Raw genomic sequence first — 19133 nt, forward strand, 5'->3', positions numbered from 1 at the left:
AACGGTCGCCAAAAAAGGGTGAAGCCCGGACTGAACGTCCGGGCTTCACCCTTTTGTCTACCCCTTGCACCTCGGGCTGTTGGGCCTACCCGATTTCCAGAGCGGTAACCTGCCACACTCCATCCAGTCGTTCTAACCTCATGGCGACGGCACGGCAACGCTGCTCTTCCGCCACTACGATGCTTGCTTCACATATTGCTTCAGAAATGGAACAGACCCGAACAGAGCGGACCATGGGACTTCGATGCGGTTGGGCAGTACCTCGGCTCCTGGCTGCGTGCTTTCGCGTCAAGGCTGCCCGATGCTGGAGGGACAAGTAGCACGCGGAATCCAGTGAGCGGGAGAGCTGATGAACGGGGCGGGTACCTGCCAGAACTTCAAGAGCTGCCTGTGCAATGCTCCGGGCAACAAGACGGACGTCGATGTCCGAACCGCCCTGGCCTGCCGCAGCCGTGGTGCGTTGTGTGCTCCGACGGCTCATTGGTCGGCTGGTTGTTGTAAGGGACATGGTCATACCTCTGGCATTCACTACATGAGCTGCGGCGTGGGGACGCTTTGCTCGGTGGCTTCTGCTGGGATGACACTAGGAGTTGGCTTTGAGATGTGGAGGTTGTCCCTGAGCGGACATTTCTTGGAGAAGTCGGGCCCTGACGGCCCTTGAATTGCTAGCTTGGTGCGGGCGGCTGAAGGACCTGCCCCGGAAGCAGAGCAGCCGGGTCACTTCCAATGACCGTCCTGTTGGCGGAGTACCACCTGGGCCACGTCAGTGCGACATCCAGGTCTGTTGCAAAGGGGCCCAGTCTGGAGGCCGCAATGGACCAGAGCGAGTCGCCATCCTTGACCACCACGGTTGCTTCTCCAGGTGGGTTGGTTGTACGTGTGGGCTTGCGGCTAAGGAGCCCCGGATCAATCATGGGGGGCCGAGGTTGCCAGCGCGGATCATTCGTCCCGACCTCTGACGCGTGGCCGTCGTCAACAGAAGACGGGATGGAACTCGCACGATCCAAGGAGGTGGGCTTCCACGCCGCTTGCACAGGCGCCACGGTGTGAGGGGAGGCGCTGTGCCAGCCTGGTTCCGGTGGTGCGGCATCCGCTTGGGCTGCCCCTGCGGCCATGATGTTCAAGCTCATGACAGCCACTGCGAGTCGCACCATAAAGGCAGGGCTGAACTTGGACAGAAGATCGGCGCCTTTCCTGTGCCCGACCCGATGCAACAGCGACGCCAGGAAGGCGATGAGAAAGGTCAGCGCCCACCAGCTCACCACCGAAAGTCCTACGGCGCTGGCGAAAAAGCCGACAAGATGTTCGAAGGTGAAGTGCTGACGGTGTCGCTCAGCAGCCTGCCACTGCGCGAGGAGCGAATTGCCCATAACTACCAGGGATAGTCCCAGGCCAAGAACAAACGCTGCGAGTGCGTAGTCACTTCGCGATGCTTTTACCATTTAAAGCCCCAATGCTTCATTTGATGCAATTTGATGCGGTTTGCCGTATTTCACCCATTCTGAACACAGTTGCTGTGCCTTGTCCAGTTGCAACCCTGATGTACCTCCCGGATTGGCTGCACATCCTTCATGCAGCCTAGTCTGGCCACATGAGATGGGACTCTCTCTTTAGTGATTTGGAAGCACAATTTTCGGCCGGGCGCGCCTTGGAGGCCGAGTCAGAGATAACGGAGCGGGCGAGGGTTGAGCTTGCAAGCATCGAATTGGGTGACCGTCTCCGTGGAGCCCTCGGAGCGGAGATCAAGATTGGGTTGAATGACGGCAGCCTCGTTCGCGGTCGGCTGAGCCATGTGGGAGGCGAATGGCTGGTGCTGACGGAGCGCGGGAGGCAGTGGTTGCTGCCTTACGCCTCCGTCGTGTCCTACCAAGGGCTGGGGAGGGTGGCGCTGAAACCCGAGTCGCTGATACGGCAGTCGTTGGGTATCGCCTCTGCGCTGAGGGCACTGGCAAAGGACCGCTCTCAAGTAGTCGTTCATCTGAAGGTGGCAGCAGGCGATGGATACAAGCTGCAAGGCGTCATAGACAGAGTTGGCCGGGACTACCTTGACCTTGCGGTCGTCCAGCATGGCGAGGTTCGCCGGGCCAGCAATGTGGCGGCGGTAATGACCATCCCTTTCAGTTCACTGGCAGCGCTTTGCTCGGCGGGTAACCAGGACCTCAGGAGCGGGAGCGACTAAGACCGGCTGGTTTTGGCTTTGGTCTCCTCGATCATGCGGCCGGCTTCCGCATAGCGGTCCTCAATATATTGCTCCAGCATCTTCTCTTCGATGCGCCACTGTCCTCGGCCACCCACTTGGATGGCCTTCAGTTCGCCGCTTCGAACCAACGCATAGGCCTGAGGCGAATTGATCTGTAGTTGTTCTGCGACGTCCGCAAGAGTCAGGAATCGGGGCATGGCTTCATTTTGCCACCGTTGCTTCCGTTTGGTGTAGTTATCCACAGTTTCGGCCTCTTTGAGGCTGATGGCTTTGGCTCAGCGAAAATCCGCCGGTAAGAATGAGGGGGCAGGTGCGTCCACCATGCCGTAACTCCTAGCGGGGGAAAAGGAAAATGGGTAAAAATGTCAGCGTCGCCGCCGCGAGGCTCAAGAAACCATCGTGGAAAGATCCCCGGCTTCTTATTGGCTTGTTGCTGGTTCTGGGGTCTGTCGCAGGCGTCATCTCATTGGTAGGTACCGCAGACAGGACCACGCAGGTCTTCGCAGCGCGGGAAGACATCGCGGTAGGCCAGGTGGTGACGGAGGCGGACCTTGCCATCGTCAAGGTCCGATTGGATGACGTCGAGGCCGGTTATGTCACAGTGGAGCATGGGCTTACTGAGAGCAGAGTTGCACTGCAGCGGGTGGCAAAGAACCAGTTGATTCCTCAGGAAAGCCTGGGGGTCGCCGATGCGTTGGACCGCAAACCGGTGGCTATTGCCTTGGAGGAAGAACTCCCCGCACAGGCCGTTCCAGGCGCCAGGGTTGACGTCTGGGTCTCAATGCCGGGCTCCAGCAGAGCCTTTGAAGATCCGGAAATGCTTCTGCCGAGCGCAGAAATTGCCGGGATCACCACCGGAAACACCACCTTGGGCTCCGCCAAAACAACCGTGGTGATGGTGCTGGTGACGGATGCACAGATGCCAAAACTGTTGGGTGCCCAGGCAAATAAGGCCAAGATCTCAGTCGTGTGGAATCCCGCTGGCGTGGTCCGATGAGCATCCCCGTTGTTACCGTCGGCTCGGCGCAGGAGGCTGTCGTGGGCGGATTGGAGCGATTGCACGGCCCCGTCACCGTGGTTCGCCGTTGTTCGGAGCTGGCAGAACTTATTGCTGCTTGCCAAAGCGGCCTCGCGGTGGCCGCTGTTATATCGGAAGGCTGCGAGGAACTCACCACCACAATGGTTGATCGTCTCGGGGCGGTGGGCGTCTCGATTATTGCCCTCACGGATGATCCAGTCGAAGCTAAACGGCTCTCCGCCATAGGCGCCATGCCGGCTGTGACGGGCATCGAGGCTATCGACTTGGCGGCCAAAATATCGGAGGCCGTTGGTCGCGGGAGCCGGAAAGCTTTCGCCCGCGACGCCGGATTTTCAGATCCCGGGGCTGACCTGCGCCTCATGCCTGTGCAGAACCCTGTAGATGAAGAGGCGCCGAAGGGGGAGGGGCAGGTCATCGCCGTCTGGGGGCCGATTGGCGCCCCCGGAAGGACGTTCCTTGCTGTCAACATTGCTGCGGAGTTGGCTGCCGACGGCAAGTCGGTCATCCTCGTGGACGCAGACACTTACGGCGCAAGTGTGTCGGCCATGCTGGGTCTCTTGGATGAGTCGGCGGGCCTGGCCCAGGCGTGCCGACTGGCAGACCAAGGCCTGCTTGATGTTGAAGCCCTCAGGGCCGTGGCGATTCCCGTCTTCACCAAGGGTGGGACTTTTAGAGTTCTTACGGGTACCACCAGAGCGGATCGATGGACTGAACTCAGGGCGGGGGCTGTATCGAGTGTACTGGAAGCGGCCCGGCAATTGGCGGATCACGTTGTGGTGGACGCAGGCTTCTGCCTGGAATCTGATGAAGAGCTAAGCTTCGACACCTTGGCCCCGCGTCGGAATGCTGCAACTCTGCGAAGCTTGGAAATGGCTGATGTTGTGTTTGCCGTGGGGGCCGCGGATGCGATTGGCGTGCCGCGTTTGGTGCGGGGACTGGCGGAACTTGAGGCCGCGGTTCCTGACGTATCTCCCCGTGTCGTGTTGAACAAGGTTAAACGCTCGGCAGTGGGGCATTCGCCCAAACAGCAATTGGACGATGCGTGGGGCCGATATGGCCCGGGAGTGGGTGTGGATGCCTACCTGCCAGCTGACCCTGCGACATGCGATGCCGCTTTGCTATCAGGTTCGGTCCTGCTGGAGATAGCGCCCGACTCGCCCCTGCGAACAGCGATTGCAGCCTTGGTTTGTGCACCTGTCCATCAAAACCGCCATTCCTTTGGTCGAACTATTAGAGCCTTGCACCTGCTAAAGCGCTAGGCTCGCCATGTGGGCTGCAGAGTCGCAGCAATCAACATGTGATGGAGGCGTTTGTCGATGTCGTCAGGATCCAGCGTGGAGGATCGGTCCGATGCAGCAGTTGTCCGTGAAGGGTTCTTCGGTGACTACTATGAACACCTCGCAGAGGAGGATTCACGAGCGTATTCGCCTGAACTCTTGATTGCGCGGGCAACAAAGCACAGGGACGTCGCCCAGTCCCGTCGACCCGGGAATGCCGTCGTCCAAATCGCCGGCGAACCCGAGCGGAGCGTCGTTTACATCGTCACAGACGACATGCCGTTCCTCGTCGACTCCGTGAATGCAGAACTGGTTCGCCAGAACTGTGCCATCCGGCTGGTCATGCACCCCTTGTTCGTGGTCACCCGTGATCGGGAATCCGGCGAGCTCAACCGTATCTCCCGGGTCCCCTCAAATGTAGGCATTTCCAGTGGCGATACCGCGGCACTGCCCAGCATTGCCCATCTCCTGGGCGATGGCGATAACGCCTCACACATGGAGTCATGGATAGCGGTCGAAATTGACCGGGTAAGTGATGATGCACGGGAAGAATTGATCGCAGGTCTCCAACGCGTCCTCGGTGATGTCCGGGCGGCGGTGGAGGACTGGCCGAAGATGCGCAGCAAGGCGCTCGAGCTGGCCGAGGCCCTGGGGGGCGTCACACACCCTGAGCAAGTGGCCGAACTCAGGCAGGCGCAAGACCTTTTGCGTTGGTTGGACAACGGTAATTTCACTTTCCTCGGCTACCGTGAATACGACCTCGTAGATGAAAACGGCGAGGATGTTCTTCAGCTCCGCGAAGACAGCGGCCTGGGCCTTCTGCGTGCGGGCGACACCACCCGTCAAGTTCAGCACCTCACGGATGCGGGCCGAAAGCGCGCAAGGGAGAAGCGTGCCTTGGTGATTACCAAAGCGAATTCGCGCTCCACTGTCCATCGACCCGCCTATCTCGACTACATCGGCGTCAAGAGCTTTGATGCGTTGGGCAACGTTAACGGGGAACGCCGTTTCATCGGCTTGTTCGCCACGAGTGCTTACACCGGATCCGTGCGCAGCATCCCGATCGTTAGGGACAAGGTGGACGCTGTCCTTCGGAACGCCGGCTTCCCCATTGATTCCCACTCGGGCAAGGATCTTTTGGGAATTCTTGAAACGTATCCCCGCGACGAACTCTTCCAGATCGAGATTCCGGATCTTGCGGCTACAGCCACCGGGATCCAGCGACTCCAAGAGCGCCGGCGGACCAAGCTGTTCCTGCGCCCGGACATCTACGGCCGGTTCATGTCCGCAGTGGTCTACCTGCCCCGTGACCGGTACACCACCAGTGTTCGCCTTCGCATTGAGCAGGAACTTCGCGAAACGTTCCACGCCGAGACCATTGATTACGAGGCCAGGATCACTGAGTCTGCGTTGGCGCGTGTTTTCTTCAGGATCAGGTTGCCCCGCACTGCTGAACTGGCGGAAGTCGACGTACAAGAGCTGGAACAACGGCTGATGCGTGCGTCCCGGTCTTGGAGCGAAGGCATCTCAGAGGTTCTCCGCGAGCACCGCTCTTCCGCCGACGCTGATGTTCTGTCGGCGCTGTGGGCCGAGGCATTCCCTGCGGGGTACCGCGTCGATTACGAAGTGGAAGACGCTCTTGAAGACATTGAACGCTTCGAGAAATACGGGGCGGAGGCAGAGCGGGCAGGACGGGTCACCAAGCAGACCAAGCCCGGTGTCCACGTGTATCTTCCCGAGGGTGCCGGAGAGGCTTTGGAAGAGGACGCCCGGGTCAAGCTCTACTTGATGGAGCCCAAGAGCCTCAGCCAGATCCTTCCTTACTTCCACAATCTCGGCCTTGAGGTCCTGGATGAGCGGCCCTTCGAAATTGAAACCTCAGATCATCGGGACTTCTTCCTTTACGATCTAGGACTCAAATACCCTGCCGGGGTCGACCCCCTGGCCACGGGAGACCTTCTGAGCGACTCCTTCGGCGCAGCCATCACGGGCGCTGTCGAGTCGGACAACTTTGACCGGTTGGTGCTCCGTGAAGGAATCCACTGGCGTCAAGTGGTGGTGCTCCGTGCCTATGCCAAGTACATGCGGCAGATGGGCAACACCAACTCCTTCGGATTCATCGCTGACACGCTCCTGGGCAACCCGGATGTCGTGCGGGGGCTCAACGAGCTCTTCTCCGCGCGCTTCGATCCCACTGTTGCTGAAGAGCAGCGGTCCGAACGTCAAGGTGCGGCGCGGGCAGCCCTCGCGGAGTCGATTGAGCAGGTGGCCACGTTGGATGCCGATCGCGTCCTGCGCACCTTCGTGAACCTTATTGAGTCGACCCTGCGGACCAATTACTACCAGAACAAGGAATACCTCAGCTTCAAGCTGGACCCCACCTCGATTGATGGGCTTCCCTTCCCGCGCCCAATGTACGAGATCTGGGTTTATTCTCCAAGGGTTGAAGGCGTGCATTTGCGGTTCGGCAAGGTAGCCCGTGGTGGACTTCGCTGGTCCGATCGTCGAGAGGACTTCCGCACTGAGATTCTGGGTCTGGTCAAGGCGCAGACTGTCAAGAATGCCGTCATTGTCCCTACCGGCGCCAAGGGAGGTTTCTTCGCCAAGAAGCTTCCTAATCCGGCAGTGGACCGGGCCGCTTGGATGGCTGAAGGAATCGAGAGCTACAAGACTTTCATTCGAGGCCTGCTGGACATCACGGACAACCTTGTTACGTCAGCAGACGGCGAAAGGCTCGTGCCGCCGTCGGACGTTGTCCGGCATGACGGTGACGACTCATACCTGGTGGTGGCGGCCGATAAAGGTACGGCGACGTTCTCCGACACCGCCAATGGCCTGGCCGCCGACTATGGCTTCTGGCTCGGTGACGCGTTTGCCTCGGGCGGATCGGTGGGTTACGACCATAAGGCCATGGGCATCACCGCACGCGGCGCCTGGGAATCAGTCAAGAGGCATTTCAGTGAGCTTGACCTCGACACCCAGACTGAGGAGTTCACGGTAGTTGGCGTTGGCGATATGTCCGGTGACGTGTTCGGCAATGGCATGCTGCTATCCCGCCACATCCGGCTGCTGGCAGCGTTTGATCACCGTCACATTTTCCTTGATCCCTCACCCGAAGCTGCCGCATCGTTTGACGAGCGGCAAAGGCTCTTTGAACTGCCACGATCTTCCTGGGACGACTATGACCGGACGCTCATCAGCGAAGGCGGTGGCGTTTACCCGCGTCAGGCCAAGACCATCCCGGTCTCGGAGCAGGTACGCAAGGCGTTGGGACTCCCTGATGGAACAACGCAGCTGAGCCCGCCGGAACTTCTCCGTGCGATTTTGCTGGCGCCGGCAGACCTTCTCTACAACGGCGGTATTGGCACGTACGTCAAGGCCAGCACGGAAACTCATGCTGCCGTGGGCGACAAAGCCAATGACGCTATCCGCGTGGACGGCCGTGACCTGCGGGTCAAGGTAGTCGGCGAAGGCGGAAACCTGGGCCTGACACAACGGGGCCGCATCGAAGCCGCATTGCAAGGCGTCATCCTGAATACGGACGCCATCGATAACTCCGCCGGTGTGGACTGCTCCGACCATGAGGTCAACATCAAGATCTTCGTTGACCGGATGGTAGCGGCAGGCAAACTTGACTCCGCGGAAAGGGCCGGCTTCCTGGCCGATATGACCGATGAGGTGGGACGGCTCGTCCTGCAGGACAACATCGACCAGAACATTCTGCTTCTTAATGACCGCACGCGGGTTGCGGACTGGAGCCCAAGCTACGAGCGGCTCATGGACTGGCTGGAGAAGTCCGCCGACCTCAAGCGCGAGCTCGAGGCACTTCCCACCACGGACACACTCCGGTCAAGGTTGGAACAGGGGCAGGGTCTGACATCGCCCGAGCTGGCGGTCTTGGCAGCCTACGCAAAGATTGAGCTCGCTGCAGCGTTGCGGGACAGTAATCTCGCCGATGATCCGTGGTTTGCGGACACCATCCGTGACTACTTCCCGAAGCAGCTGCGGGAGAAGTTCGACGCTGAGTTGGACACCCACCCGCTGCGGCGCGAGATTATCGCCACTGTGGTTGCCAACGACATCATCAACCTGGGTGGCATTACCTTCGCCTTCCGGGCCATCGAAGAAACGTCGGCCAACGAGGTAGCTGTCGCCAAGGCCTTCGTTGCGCTGCGTGAAATCTACGATCTCGATCCGATGGTGGCTGAGCTGAACGCACTTCCGGCATCATTCCCGACTGAACACTGGAGTGAAGTCCATCTGGACATCCGGCGGTTGCTTGACCGGGCAGTGCGTTGGGTGCTGGGGCAGGGGATGGCTTCGCAGCCTATTTCCGAAGTAGTGGAATCCTTCAAGCCCATGTTGGCCCCGCTAAGGGCCAAGCTTCTGGACTACCTGCGGGGTGAGGACAAAGTCCGCATCTCAGGCTGGTTGGACAAAGCCCGTGGATGGGAACTGCCGGACCACCTTGCTCACAGGTGGGCGGAGCTGTTCGAGAGCTACGCACTTTTGGACATCGCGCGCATTGCCCAGACCGGAAGCGAAGGCGTTGAGGACGTCGCACACGTCTATTACACGGTGTTCAACCGTTTCCACGTGGATTCGCTCCTGGAACGCATCAGTTCCCTGCCCCGCGATGACCGCTGGCAGGCTTTGGCACGGGCAGCCCTTCGGGATGACTTGTACTCCACAGTGGCGGATATGACGACGTCGGTCCTTGAATCGACAGAGTCCGGCACCGTAGCTGAGGATCGCCTCAAAGCCTGGGAAGGGCAAAATGCCGAGCAGCTGGGACGCGCCAAGACCATGTTCGACGAGGTCAACGCGCTGGAAGCCGACGACATGGCTTCACTGTCGGTAGCATTAAGGCTCTTGAGGTCAATCGTTCGACGCTAGGTTAGTCCCCGGCGTCGCAAATGGAGGTGCAGTGGCAATCTTTACAGACCCCATCAGGGAACACGCTGATTTCGGGCCTGGAGATGCCGAATGGCTGCACCTCCTCGTCGGTGACTGGCAAATGGTCGCTGACTTGGCTTTCGCGGACCTTGCTCTGTGGTTTCCGCACCCGGAATTCGGCTACATTGCCCTCGCCCACGTCCGTCCGTCGACATCGCATACGGTGTTCCACGCGGACTTCGTGGGCGAGGGTATCCGCTCGGATCTGCGCCCCCTGGTGGATAAAGCGTGGAACAGCCGATCGATCGAGCGCTCCAGTGAAACCAGCTGGAGCAGCGAGATGGCGCTCCGGGTAGAGGCTGTGCCTATGGTACGTAACGGCAGGACTCTCGCTGTTGTGACGTCGCATATGGACTTGTCCAGCTCACGCATGCCATCGAGGCTTGAACTCACGTACCGCCAGTGCGCTTATGACCTCCTGCGGATGGGGACGTTGGGTCTATGGCCCGACTTTGCCTCCCCGACGGGCTCCCGTCGAGGAGCGCCGCGAGTTGGCGACGGTCTCATCAGACTCGACGCCGACGGCATCGTGCAATATGCCAGCCCCAATGGTGTCTCCGCCTTCCGTCGACTTGGCGAAGTGGAGTCCCTGGAAGGTCGTTCGCTGGCGGAGGTGACAGCAGGCCTCCTGAAGGACCGGCGAATGGTGGATGAGACGCTGCCCTTGGTGGTGACAGGGCGCATGCCTTGGCGCAGTGAGATCGAGTCCAGGGGAGTCAGCCTTTCACTGCGGGCTATCCCTTTGCGCGACGAGCAGCACCGTTTTGGAGCCCTTGTCCTTTGCCGCGATGTCTCGGAATTGCGTCGTAGGGAAATGGAACTCGTGACCAAGGACGCCACGATCCGGGAAATCCATCACAGGGTTAAGAACAACCTTCAGACGGTGGCAGCTCTTCTGCGAATGCAATCGCGGCGAATGGTCAGCGACGAAGCGAAACAGGGGCTGGAGCAGGCTATGCGGCGCGTGGCCACCATCGCGCTCGTCCATGAAACTCTCTCTCAAGGACTGACTCAGAGCGTCGACTTCGACGAACTGATCGGGCGCCAGTTCCGGTTGTCTGCGGAAGTAGCTTCCCCGTCCCAACAAGTACGCACGGAACGTTCAGGCATGTTCGGAGAGTTGCCCAGCGATTTTGCCACTCCACTGGCATTGGTCATCAACGAACTGGTGACCAACGCCGTTGAGCACGGGCTTGAGGGACGTACAGGGACCGTCTGGCTGCTGGCCGACAGGGCGGAAGGCGATGGCGACGACGAATTCCTGACTGTGACCATTGCAGACGACGGTGTTGGCCTACCGGACGGCCAATACACCGAGGGGCTGGGCCTACAAATTGTTCGTACACTCGTGACGAGTGAGCTGGGCGGGTCTATTCAGTGGATCCCGCGTGAAGGAGGCGGAACCGCCGTCGAGATCGTCCTCAACCTCGCCAGGGCCTAGCCTCCCAAGGCCGGGCGACGGATTAGCGAACAGAAGCCAACGAAAAAGGCCGCGGACCAAACGGTCCGCGGCCTTTTCGGTCCTTGGGCTAGGAAGCGCGACGTGCGCGTGCAGCGCGGCGCTTGAGTGCGCGTCGTTCGTCTTCACTCATGCCGCCCCAAACGCCGGCGTCCTGTCCGGACTCCAAGGCCCACTGAAGGCAGGTGTCCACAACGGGGCAGCGGCGGCAGACGCTTTTGGCTTCCTCGATCTGCAGAAGTGCTGGTCCCGTGTTGCCTACTGGGAAAAAGAGCTCCGGGTCCTTGTCGAGGCAGGCTGCGCGATTACGCCAATCCATGCTGATCAGTCACTCCATTCGTGAGAACTAGAAGGGCCTTTTGTGAAAACATTCACGAGAGGCTCCAAAGGAAAGGGGCCCGCATGGGCCCCCTTGGTCGTCTGAGTCAAGCGTTTCATGTTAACGCCTTGTAAACAAGGGGTGTTAGTGGTCGAAATGCTCGGAATCCGTGAGCGATGCATCACATCAGCCGCCAGTGCCCTCACTGCTAGATGACTATGTCCGGTAGTGTGCCAGTGTGTCAAGACCTCCCGTAAACCCAGCCCAGCCCGTCTCCGGCCCGGACGGAAGTGATGATTCCGATGCGGCGGGGAACCTCGCTTCGAACAGACCCGGCGTAGCTCGCCGGCCCTTGGGAATTGTGATTATTTCAGTGGTTGTTCTGCTGGAAGCTCTCGCCCTCCTCGGTGCCGCGGCCTGGTACGCATTTGAACTTCTTAGCGGTGCTCCAGTGCTGACTTTCTGGGGAGCCGTTTTCACCCTTGGCCTGCTGCTGGCCTTCTCTGTATGGTTGTTCGCCGTCGGCCACTTCCTGTTCCGCGGCTACAGATGGACTCGTGCAGCAGCTTTGGTGGCCCAGTTGTTTGTCCTCACTATTGGCTTTCCCACGATGACCGGTGGCCTGGTATGGCAGGGGCTGGCGATGCTTCTTCCGGCGTTGGCTGCAATTGTTTTCCTTTTTCAGAATGACGTCGTGGCCTACGCCTCACGAACTGGGGGAACGTCCGCGGCACTCTGAACATCAGAGGGCTTCCGGAGCTTCCGTGGCTGCGCCTCAACGGTTTCCGCACGTCGCGGAAAACCTGCGGTGAACACGCATTGAACGGGCTTTATCGCCGCCCCGTCGATGAGGAAGCCGCGACCCGGGCGCCTGTCCCGATCGGCTTCAAGTCTCACGCCAAGAAGGTCGCCGTCATGGGGCGTCCCGGGCGACAACACCAAACCCATGCTGGAAGCTTGCGCTTCCTTTGCAAGCGGGAGATGCAGAAGCAGGGACGGACCTGGTGTTGCCGTCAGGATGATGCCACGGACTCTTCCGATCAAGCCAGCCAAGGCCTGACGGCCTTGGGGCTCCAGTGAATCGGCGTCGTCCACGAGCAGGATGCTGTTGGGGTCAACGCTTCCCGCTTCCGCCTCGCAGGCGATGGAAACCCAAAAGGCCCCGGACTTGGACGCTTCCGGCGGGAAAATCCATGGAACCCTAGGGTTTAGGGCAGGAAGTGACGCCAGAGCGGAACTCTTTCCAGAACGTGGGCCACCGAGGATAGTGGTGACGCCGTTTTCGCGGAGAGGCATGGCTACGGGGTCGGCTTCATCTCCACCGACGCCGATCCAAAGTGGCGCCTGCCCACGGGAGTTTTCGGCTCGGGCGTTCGTAGGCTGGATCATCATCCCGCCACCGGGTCCGCCCGACAATTGCCGTGGGAACGTGGCCAGCAGGGCCGTAAAGTCGTCAGCGAGTAGAAGGCCGGGGAGTGGGCGTACCCGGAACGGCGGTTCGGAGGGCTCGAGGTCTTCGAATGGCCACAGCCCGCTTACCGGGGCGCCGCGAAACTGCGCCACGGTGCCGTCTTCTCCAGCAAAATTTCCCATGACGACCGCGCGCCCTGGTAGTGATTCCATGTCCGGGAGTCGCGGCCAGTGGAACCGGGACTCTTCAGTGGATCCCGAGGGAAAATACGCGCGATTCTGTATCGCAGCAAAAAAGCGCGAGCTGACGAGTTCCCTTTCACCTGAAATGAGCACAGTGACGCCAAGGGAACAACCGTCCCTGACGATGTCTTGCAGGATTCCTTCTGCATAACCGAAGGGCCCTGTCCGGAGCGCAGTGGCCCATGAGCACCACCCCGCCACGATCAAGACCAAGGGTGAATCACCTACCCCGAATACACCAGCGCTTCGTCGGCGCTCCATTTCTGCGGCGAGGCGTTTCAAGACCCGCGTTGCCAAGTGAAGTTGGTGCAGGCCCACAGCGGCGCCGATCCGACTCTCGCCGCCGAGGTGGCCAAGCGTGCCCGTCGCATCGAGGATATATAGATGGGGCTGGGGTTTCCGGGTAGCAAGCATCGCGGACGAGGCCCTGAAGCATTCCCTCATGCCGCTGGAGTCGCTGCCGATCATGGCCAGGTGGCCGTCTTCGGACGGCGACCACAGCAGTGGTTCCACCATTTGATGCGTCGGCCTGTCGACGATCGCCAACGGCCCCACTGTCCACTGGTCTGTCACCCCGGACCCATTCCCTGCCCCAGCACTAATCTGTTCGCCCCAAGGGATTGATGTGGGCAGTGGCGTTGCTATGGGACGTCTGGGAAGAGGTTTGCCAAACGACCGCCAAGCCCCGTGTGCTATCGAAACAACCCACTCGGGACCAGCTTCCGGGAGTGCGCTTTGCTGACTGGAAACACTCCGGACGTCGCAACGTTGCTGCAAAGCCTGGGAGGCCGACTGCACGGACTCCAGTGAACTGCCGAGCCCTGGGCCAGGTACGGCAAAGCCGGGGGTGAGCGATAGTGAGGCTGTTTGGAACTCTTCGGGGCTACTCGAAGCTTTGGCAAGGTAAGCCCGCCCCGGAGACTCCACGCTTATGGAGGCGGCCGCCTTAGTGTTGATGATGTCCATGGATTCTGCTTCCGTTTGCACCCGCATGGCTATGCTTGAGGTCACGTTTGCCCGGATGTCTGCGGTCAGTGCCCCCTGGGGCCGCTGGGTAGCCATCACCAAATGAATGCCCAGGGAGCGCCCGATGGTCGCGATGCGCATGAGCTCACGGAGAGCGTTTGGAGCTTCGTCAACCAGCATGCGGAACTCATCGATCACCAGGATCAAATACGGCACATTTGGGTCTTGTTCGGAGGCCGCTCGCCTGTACTGCGCAAGATCAGACACGTTGGCGCCAGCGAATATTTGTTCGCGGTATCGGATCTCACCACGCAACGAAACAAGAGCGCGCTCCAAATGGTGCTTGCTGAGGTCTGTCAGTAGTCCGACGCAGTGCGGAAGACGTGCAAGTGGCTGCAAACCCGAACCGCCCTTGAAATCGAAGAACAGAAACGTTGTGTGATCCGGAGAATGACTCAAAGCGATGGAAGCCACAAGCGTCCTCAGGAGTTCGGATTTACCGGATCCTGTGGTTCCGGCTACCAATAGATGTGGACCGTCGAGCTTGAAGTCGAAGGTCACCTGACCGTCGTGGCCCGCTCCCAACATGGCGGTGGGACCGTTATGCCCGGTCGACTCGGTCCATCTGCGGAGTACTCTGCGCTGCCCGTGGGGGAGCAACTCAGCCAGAAAACATGCCTCCGGAATCACTGTGCCATGACCTTCAGAGAATGACGTGGCAGGTGCCTTACGGCAGAACCTGTCAAAGACTTCGGCGGAAAGAAAGTCCGGTACGAACGGCCGGCGCTGGGCGCCCGTCTCCAGGTAGCCGACAGTTCCGGATGGCGAAATTTCGATAACCACCGATGAACGTTGGGACGAAATGCAGCATCTGATCACTTGCCACCCGGCGGATCGCGCGGCCTTCAGGAGGGCCGAGCGGAATTCCGAGTCGTCGGGTGGATGATCATCGACCATGAAGAGTCTGCCTCTCACACTTCCGTTCGTTTGCTGCAACGCCGCAAGGGCAGCGTGCAGGCTGCTTGTCAGCGTGACGCGGGGGAGGAACCGTGCGCTCAACGGCAACCTTCCGAGCCGCCCAAGAATGATGACCGGCGTTTCCGCGGCACCCGGGAAACCGGCTAACTGCATCAAGATGAAACGAAGCAAAGCATCTGTGTGATGGGGCTGTCCGCAAAGGGTCACTTCGGGGTACCCGGGATCCAAAGTCATCGCAGCCGCCCCAATTGGTGGTTGCCGAAAGTGTGGATCCTCAGGAACCAGCTGAATGTTTGCCACGGTTTGCGTGATTCCGAGGCGGAGCCATATACCGGGCCCCTGAGTGCGGGGATTTGCCGCCAGTGCCGCCGGCGGGGTGTCTGTTGAATCTCTCCTGGCAGGTTTCTTCGTCAGCTGTTCCGCTGAAGAGGGGCCGCTAACCGCTAGAAGCAGCTCTGCTGCCGATGGCGAGCATCGGCGCCTGCGTTCGAGGTCGTCCTGGACTGCCCGCGCTATGGCCAGCCGGCCCTGCAGCCGGCCTTTCCGCCCTGCGATCAACGGGACGAGAAGGCTAATCGCAGAGATTGCGGTGAAGCCCAAATACATCCACATACCCGTTGCCACGGCGAGCCCGATTCCGGCTATCAACGGCAGTACGGCCGCTAGTGCCATAGCCGAACGGTTGGAGTGGCGACGGGTGTGAGGTACTTCCAGTGGTTCTTCAATGGACAGGCCTGCATCGCCGGAAATCGGCGGGTAAGGATCGCTGTTCGTAACAACACCGAAAGTGGAGTTTCCACATCGCACAGTGGACGCGGACGTCAGCAATGTTCGCTTGATGGACCGATCGTCCACGAACACCGGGTTCGCGCCGCGTACCGCCCGCAGCACGAGGGCTGTGCTGGAAACTTCCACGATGGCGTGTTCCCTGGACATCCCGGGATCCGGCACAAGGATTTCGGTCGAAGCCCTTCCGACTCGGTATCGGCCACGTTGAATCCGGAAGATGGAGCCTGCCCCAGGGCCTGAGTGGGTAAGAAGCAGCAGGGGTGACGAAATGTCATTCCCGCCCGGATGACGCGGTGCATTGTCCACAAGGACGGCGCCTGGAATGAGAGGTGGTTCTCCCACCGTAAGAGTGGTCAGGGGTTGTCCGCCGACGGAAAGGATCCCTGTCCCACGTGCATTCCTGAGAAGCTGCTCCACTTGGGTACCGGATGTGCCGTCCGGGACAGCGATGCTGAGTTCCTCCGGTTCCGTCGTTTCGGCGGCACCAGGGGCGCGTACCAATGTGCACTCCAAGGCCATGGGCTCTTCCTCTACGACGTGGCGGATATTTGTCGGGCTGGCTCACATCACGCTACGGCCCTGCGAACTCAAGCGCTGGGGCCGTTATGTCCTATGTGGACAACTTCTGCCAGAGCCCGCACAGACACCGCCTTGACACCGTGGCATGGTGTCTCAGCTAAGATGAATCTCGTTGTCGCGTGTGCTCAATGAGGAAGGACCTTCACCGGTGATAGTGGTTGCGGAGAGCGCCGATGTTTCAGACAAGGCGGTAATTGGTGACGGATCAAAGATTTGGCATCTGGCCCAAGTCCGCGAGCAGGCCGAATTGGGCGTCAATTGCATCGTGGGACGCGGTGCCTACATAGGCACCGGGGTCAAGATGGGGGACAACTGCAAAGTCCAGAATTATGCACTTGTCTACGAGCCTGCGGTACTGGAGGCCGGCGTCTTCATCGGCCCGGCTGTAGTACTCACAAACGATACTTACCCCCGGGCGGTTAGCCCGGATGGCGGTTTGAAGAGCGCTCACGACTGGGAACCCGTTGGTGTAACCATTCGTGAAGGTGCTTCAATCGGCGCCCGCGCCGTGTGCGTCGCACCAGTGACAATTGGACGGTGGGCCACCGTGGCTGCTGGTGCAGTTGTCGCCAAAGACGTCCCTGATTTTGCCCTGATGGTCGGAGTTCCGGCCAAACGCCACGGTTGGGTCGGAAAAGCTGGTTTCCCGCTGCAGCGCACAGGTGAGAACTGGGTGTGCCCGGAGACCGGCGCCACATATGTTGAACAGAACGAGACCCTTCGAGAGGTAGAGGCATGAGCCCCGAATTCATTCCCCCCGCTAAACCCATCATTGGAGATGACGAGCGCAAGGCAGTAGAGGCTGTCTTGGCCTCCGGCCAACTCGCACAGGGTTCGGAGGTTGCATCCTTTGAGCAGGAATTCTCTCAGGTCCTCCTCGATGGCAGGGCTGCCGTAGCAGTCAACTCCGGCACCTCCGGTTTGCATCTCGGACTGCTGGCTGCGGGCATCGGTCCGGGCGACGAAGTGATTGTTCCGTCGTTTACGTTCGCTGCCACGGCCAACTCCGTGGCTTTGACGGGAGCGACTCCTGTCTTCGCTGACGTGGACCTGGATCACTACACCCTTGATCCCGCATCCGTTGAATCGAAAATCACGGACCGCACGGCTGCCATCATGCCCGTTCACCTCTACGGCCACCCCTTTGACGTGGACGGAATCGGCGCGGTCGCTTCCAAGCACGGCGTGAAGGTATTCGAAGACGCAGCCCAGGCACACGGTGCGGCAGTCAACGGCCGGAAGGTGGGTACCTTCGGTGACTTCGCTATGTTCAGCCTGTACCCCACCAAGAACATGACCTCCGGCGAAGGTGGCATGGTCAGCACCGGCCTGCCCGACGTCGAGCGTCGACTCCGGCTGCTTCGCAACCAGGGCATGGAGCGCCAGTACGAAAATGAGCTTGTTGGCTTCAACGCGCGAATGACCAACATCCACGCCGCAATCGGTCGCGTTCAGCTGACCAAAATCAATGCCTGGACCAAGACCCGTCAGGAGAACGCTGCCTTCTTCGACGCCAACATCGAGGGTGTTGTCACTCCCAAGGTTTCTGAGGGCTACGAGCACGTGTACCACCAGTACACCATCCGCATTGCTGAGGACCGTGACGGTTTCGCGAAGGCACTGCGCGAGGAATACAACGTGGGCTGTGGCGTGTACTACCCCATCCCCAACCACCGCCTCGCTCCTTTCCAGACCTCGGATGACCTGCCCGTCACGGAGGAAGCCGCGGCCAGCGTATTGTCGCTCCCGGTACACCCGTCGCTGAGCCAGGACGACCTTGACCGCATCGTTTCCGCGGTCAACGCCATTGCGAAGGCAGGAAGCTAGTGGCAAATTTGCGTGCAGGCCTCATCGGACTGGGGATGATGGGCCGCCACCACGCCCGCGTTATCCGCGAGCTTGAAGGCGTCGACCTCGTTGCCGTCGCTGACTCCTTCGGGGATCCTCACAATGTGGCCGACGGACTCACTGTTTATAATTCCGTCGAGGAACTGATCGATCAGGGCATCGATATGGCGGTTGCGGCTGTGCCTACCATCCTCCATGAGGAGGTCGCCCTGCAGTTGGCAGACGCCGGCATCCACTGCCTGGTAGAGAAGCCGATTGCCAGTGATTCCGAATCAGGCCGTCGTATCGCTGAAGCGTTCGAAAAGAAGGGCCTCATCGGCGCGGTTGGCCACATCGAGAGGTTCAACCCCTCCCTTCAGAGCTTGCGTGAACGGCTGGAGAACGGTGACTTGGGCGACGTGTACCAAATTAGTACCCGGCGACAAGGCCCTTTCCCCGCACGAATTGCCGATGTTGGCGTCGTTAAAGATTTGGCAACACATGATATTGATCTCACTGCCTGGCTCGCGCACAGCAACTTCGTCAACGTCGTAGCGCACACCACCTCCCGAAGTGGCCGAGAGCACGAAGACATGGTTACGGCCATAGGCCACCTTAAGAGCGGTGTGGTAACAAATCACATCGTGAACTGGCTTTCGCCGATGAAGGAGCGCACCACAGTTGTTCTCGGTGAACGCGGAGCCTTTATTGCAGACACCATTTCCGCTGACCTCACGTTCATTGAAAACGGCACTTTTCAAACGGATTGGGATTCCGTCGCGGCGTTCCGGGGAGTTTCGGAAGGATCTTCAACTCGCTTTGCCCTGGCGAAACGTGAGCCCCTCAAGATGGAGCACGAAGCCTTCCGCGATGCGGTGCTTGGCAAGTCACTGAACATCGTGACGATGGCCGAAGGCCTCGAGACCCTTAGGGTCGCGGAAGCGGTCCTGGATTCCGCGAAGTCCGGCTCAGTGATCACGCTCTGAGTGGGCTCTTTGCCCATCGGACAAAGGGAGATTGGCCAAGGGCCGGTCTCCCTTTGCCGTTTGGAGAGCTGCCCAGAGCAGGCGGGTACCGTCCTCCGATACGGG

The 19133-nt window shown here is 60.0% G+C and carries 14 protein-coding genes; 9 read left to right on the forward strand and 5 right to left on the reverse strand.

Going from position 1 to position 19133, the window contains the following annotated elements:
- Window positions 1-85: 85 nt before the first annotated feature.
- Both ACIQH5_RS08430 and ACIQH5_RS08435 read right to left on the reverse strand, forming a co-directional pair.
- On the reverse strand, window positions 86-514 hold the full coding sequence (locus ACIQH5_RS08430; RefSeq protein ID WP_400402055.1) for an Rv3235 family protein: 429 nt from the start codon (window positions 512-514) through the stop codon (window positions 86-88).
- A 151-nt stretch (window positions 515-665) separates the two neighbouring features.
- Entirely contained in the window at window positions 666-1442 is a 777-nt protein-coding gene (locus ACIQH5_RS08435; protein ID WP_400402056.1) for a LysM peptidoglycan-binding domain-containing protein, read from the reverse strand.
- Between the two features lie 149 nt (window positions 1443-1591).
- On the opposite strand from ACIQH5_RS08435, the gene ACIQH5_RS08440 reads away from it, so the two are divergent.
- The gene (locus tag ACIQH5_RS08440) at window positions 1592-2179 is read left to right on the forward strand and encodes a hypothetical protein (RefSeq protein ID WP_400402058.1); all 588 of its coding nucleotides are present in this window, start codon (window positions 1592-1594) and stop codon (window positions 2177-2179) included.
- Here the strand turns inward: ACIQH5_RS08440 and ACIQH5_RS08445 are convergent.
- Window positions 2176-2397: a helix-turn-helix domain-containing protein gene (locus tag ACIQH5_RS08445; protein WP_062066551.1), complete on the reverse strand. Its 222-nt coding sequence runs from the start codon at window positions 2395-2397 to the stop codon at window positions 2176-2178. The genes ACIQH5_RS08440 and ACIQH5_RS08445 overlap by 4 nt on opposite strands.
- Before the next feature lie 155 nt (window positions 2398-2552).
- On the opposite strand from ACIQH5_RS08445, the gene ACIQH5_RS08450 reads away from it, so the two are divergent.
- The 4 genes from ACIQH5_RS08450 to ACIQH5_RS08465 are packed head-to-tail and all read left to right on the forward strand — an operon-like array spanning window position 2553 to window position 10913.
- Window positions 2553-3197, forward strand: coding sequence for an SAF domain-containing protein (locus ACIQH5_RS08450; protein ID WP_400402059.1), 645 nt, complete (start codon window positions 2553-2555; stop codon window positions 3195-3197).
- Window positions 3194-4498, forward strand: a complete 1305-nt coding sequence (locus tag ACIQH5_RS08455; protein ID WP_400402060.1) for a CpaE family protein — start codon at window positions 3194-3196, stop codon at window positions 4496-4498. The genes ACIQH5_RS08450 and ACIQH5_RS08455 overlap by 4 nt, the downstream gene beginning before the upstream one ends.
- A 57-nt stretch (window positions 4499-4555) precedes the next feature.
- Entirely contained in the window at window positions 4556-9412 is a 4857-nt protein-coding gene (locus ACIQH5_RS08460; protein ID WP_400402063.1) for an NAD-glutamate dehydrogenase, read from the forward strand.
- 31 nt (window positions 9413-9443) lie between these two features.
- Window positions 9444-10913 (forward strand): sensor histidine kinase, encoded by a 1470-nt coding sequence (locus ACIQH5_RS08465; protein ID WP_024817361.1) that lies wholly within the window; start codon window positions 9444-9446, stop codon window positions 10911-10913.
- 88 nt (window positions 10914-11001) lie between these two features.
- Here ACIQH5_RS08465 and ACIQH5_RS08470 read toward each other — a convergent pair whose 3' ends face one another.
- Entirely contained in the window at window positions 11002-11250 is a 249-nt protein-coding gene (locus tag ACIQH5_RS08470) for a WhiB family transcriptional regulator (RefSeq protein ID WP_003804966.1), read from the reverse strand.
- Window positions 11251-11488: 238 nt separating this feature from the next.
- Here ACIQH5_RS08470 and ACIQH5_RS08475 point away from each other — a divergent pair, with 238 nt between their 5' ends.
- Window positions 11489-11989, forward strand: a complete 501-nt coding sequence (locus ACIQH5_RS08475) for a hypothetical protein (protein WP_400402065.1) — start codon at window positions 11489-11491, stop codon at window positions 11987-11989.
- Here ACIQH5_RS08475 and ACIQH5_RS08480 read toward each other — a convergent pair.
- Window positions 11950-16155 carry an FtsK/SpoIIIE domain-containing protein gene (locus ACIQH5_RS08480; RefSeq protein WP_400402068.1) on the reverse strand — a complete coding sequence of 1402 codons (4206 nt, stop codon included), beginning with the start codon at window positions 16153-16155 and terminating at the stop codon, window positions 11950-11952. The genes ACIQH5_RS08475 and ACIQH5_RS08480 overlap by 40 nt on opposite strands.
- Before the next feature lie 181 nt (window positions 16156-16336).
- Between ACIQH5_RS08480 and ACIQH5_RS08485 the strand changes: the two genes are divergently transcribed.
- Genes ACIQH5_RS08485 through ACIQH5_RS08495 form a run of 3 tightly spaced genes read left to right on the forward strand, consistent with a single transcriptional unit; the run spans window position 16337 to window position 19028 of the window.
- Window positions 16337-16954, forward strand: coding sequence for an acyltransferase (locus ACIQH5_RS08485; RefSeq protein ID WP_105690648.1), 618 nt, complete (start codon window positions 16337-16339; stop codon window positions 16952-16954).
- A complete protein-coding gene (locus ACIQH5_RS08490) occupies window positions 16951-18042 on the forward strand; it encodes a DegT/DnrJ/EryC1/StrS aminotransferase family protein (RefSeq protein ID WP_024817357.1) in 1092 nt (363 codons plus the stop codon). Before ACIQH5_RS08485 ends, ACIQH5_RS08490 begins: the two co-directional genes overlap by 4 nt.
- Entirely contained in the window at window positions 18042-19028 is a 987-nt protein-coding gene (locus ACIQH5_RS08495) for a Gfo/Idh/MocA family oxidoreductase (RefSeq protein ID WP_400402069.1), read from the forward strand. Before ACIQH5_RS08490 ends, ACIQH5_RS08495 begins: the two co-directional genes overlap by 1 nt.
- The last annotated feature ends 105 nt before the right edge of the window (window positions 19029-19133 follow it).

Origin of the sequence: Paenarthrobacter sp. NPDC091711 (genome assembly GCF_044756605.1) — a bacterium.
In the GTDB taxonomy this organism is placed as follows: domain Bacteria; phylum Actinomycetota; class Actinomycetes; order Actinomycetales; family Micrococcaceae; genus Arthrobacter.

Coding starts and splice junctions, on each gene's coding strand:
- ACIQH5_RS08430 (WP_400402055.1), bottom strand. CDS start 514: ATGACCATGTCCCTTACAACAACCAGCCGACCAATGAGCCGTCGGAGC.
- ACIQH5_RS08435 (WP_400402056.1), bottom strand. CDS start 1,442: ATGGTAAAAGCATCGCGAAGTGACTACGCACTCGCAGCGTTTGTTCTT.
- ACIQH5_RS08440 (WP_400402058.1), top strand. CDS start 1,592: ATGAGATGGGACTCTCTCTTTAGTGATTTGGAAGCACAATTTTCGGCC.
- ACIQH5_RS08445 (WP_062066551.1), bottom strand. CDS start 2,397: ATGCCCCGATTCCTGACTCTTGCGGACGTCGCAGAACAACTACAGATC.
- ACIQH5_RS08450 (WP_400402059.1), top strand. CDS start 2,553: ATGGGTAAAAATGTCAGCGTCGCCGCCGCGAGGCTCAAGAAACCATCG.
- ACIQH5_RS08455 (WP_400402060.1), top strand. CDS start 3,194: ATGAGCATCCCCGTTGTTACCGTCGGCTCGGCGCAGGAGGCTGTCGTG.
- ACIQH5_RS08460 (WP_400402063.1), top strand. CDS start 4,556: ATGTCGTCAGGATCCAGCGTGGAGGATCGGTCCGATGCAGCAGTTGTC.
- ACIQH5_RS08470 (WP_003804966.1), bottom strand. CDS start 11,250: ATGGATTGGCGTAATCGCGCAGCCTGCCTCGACAAGGACCCGGAGCTC.
- ACIQH5_RS08480 (WP_400402068.1), bottom strand. CDS start 16,155: ATGGCCTTGGAGTGCACATTGGTACGCGCCCCTGGTGCCGCCGAAACG.
- ACIQH5_RS08490 (WP_024817357.1), top strand. CDS start 16,951: ATGAGCCCCGAATTCATTCCCCCCGCTAAACCCATCATTGGAGATGAC.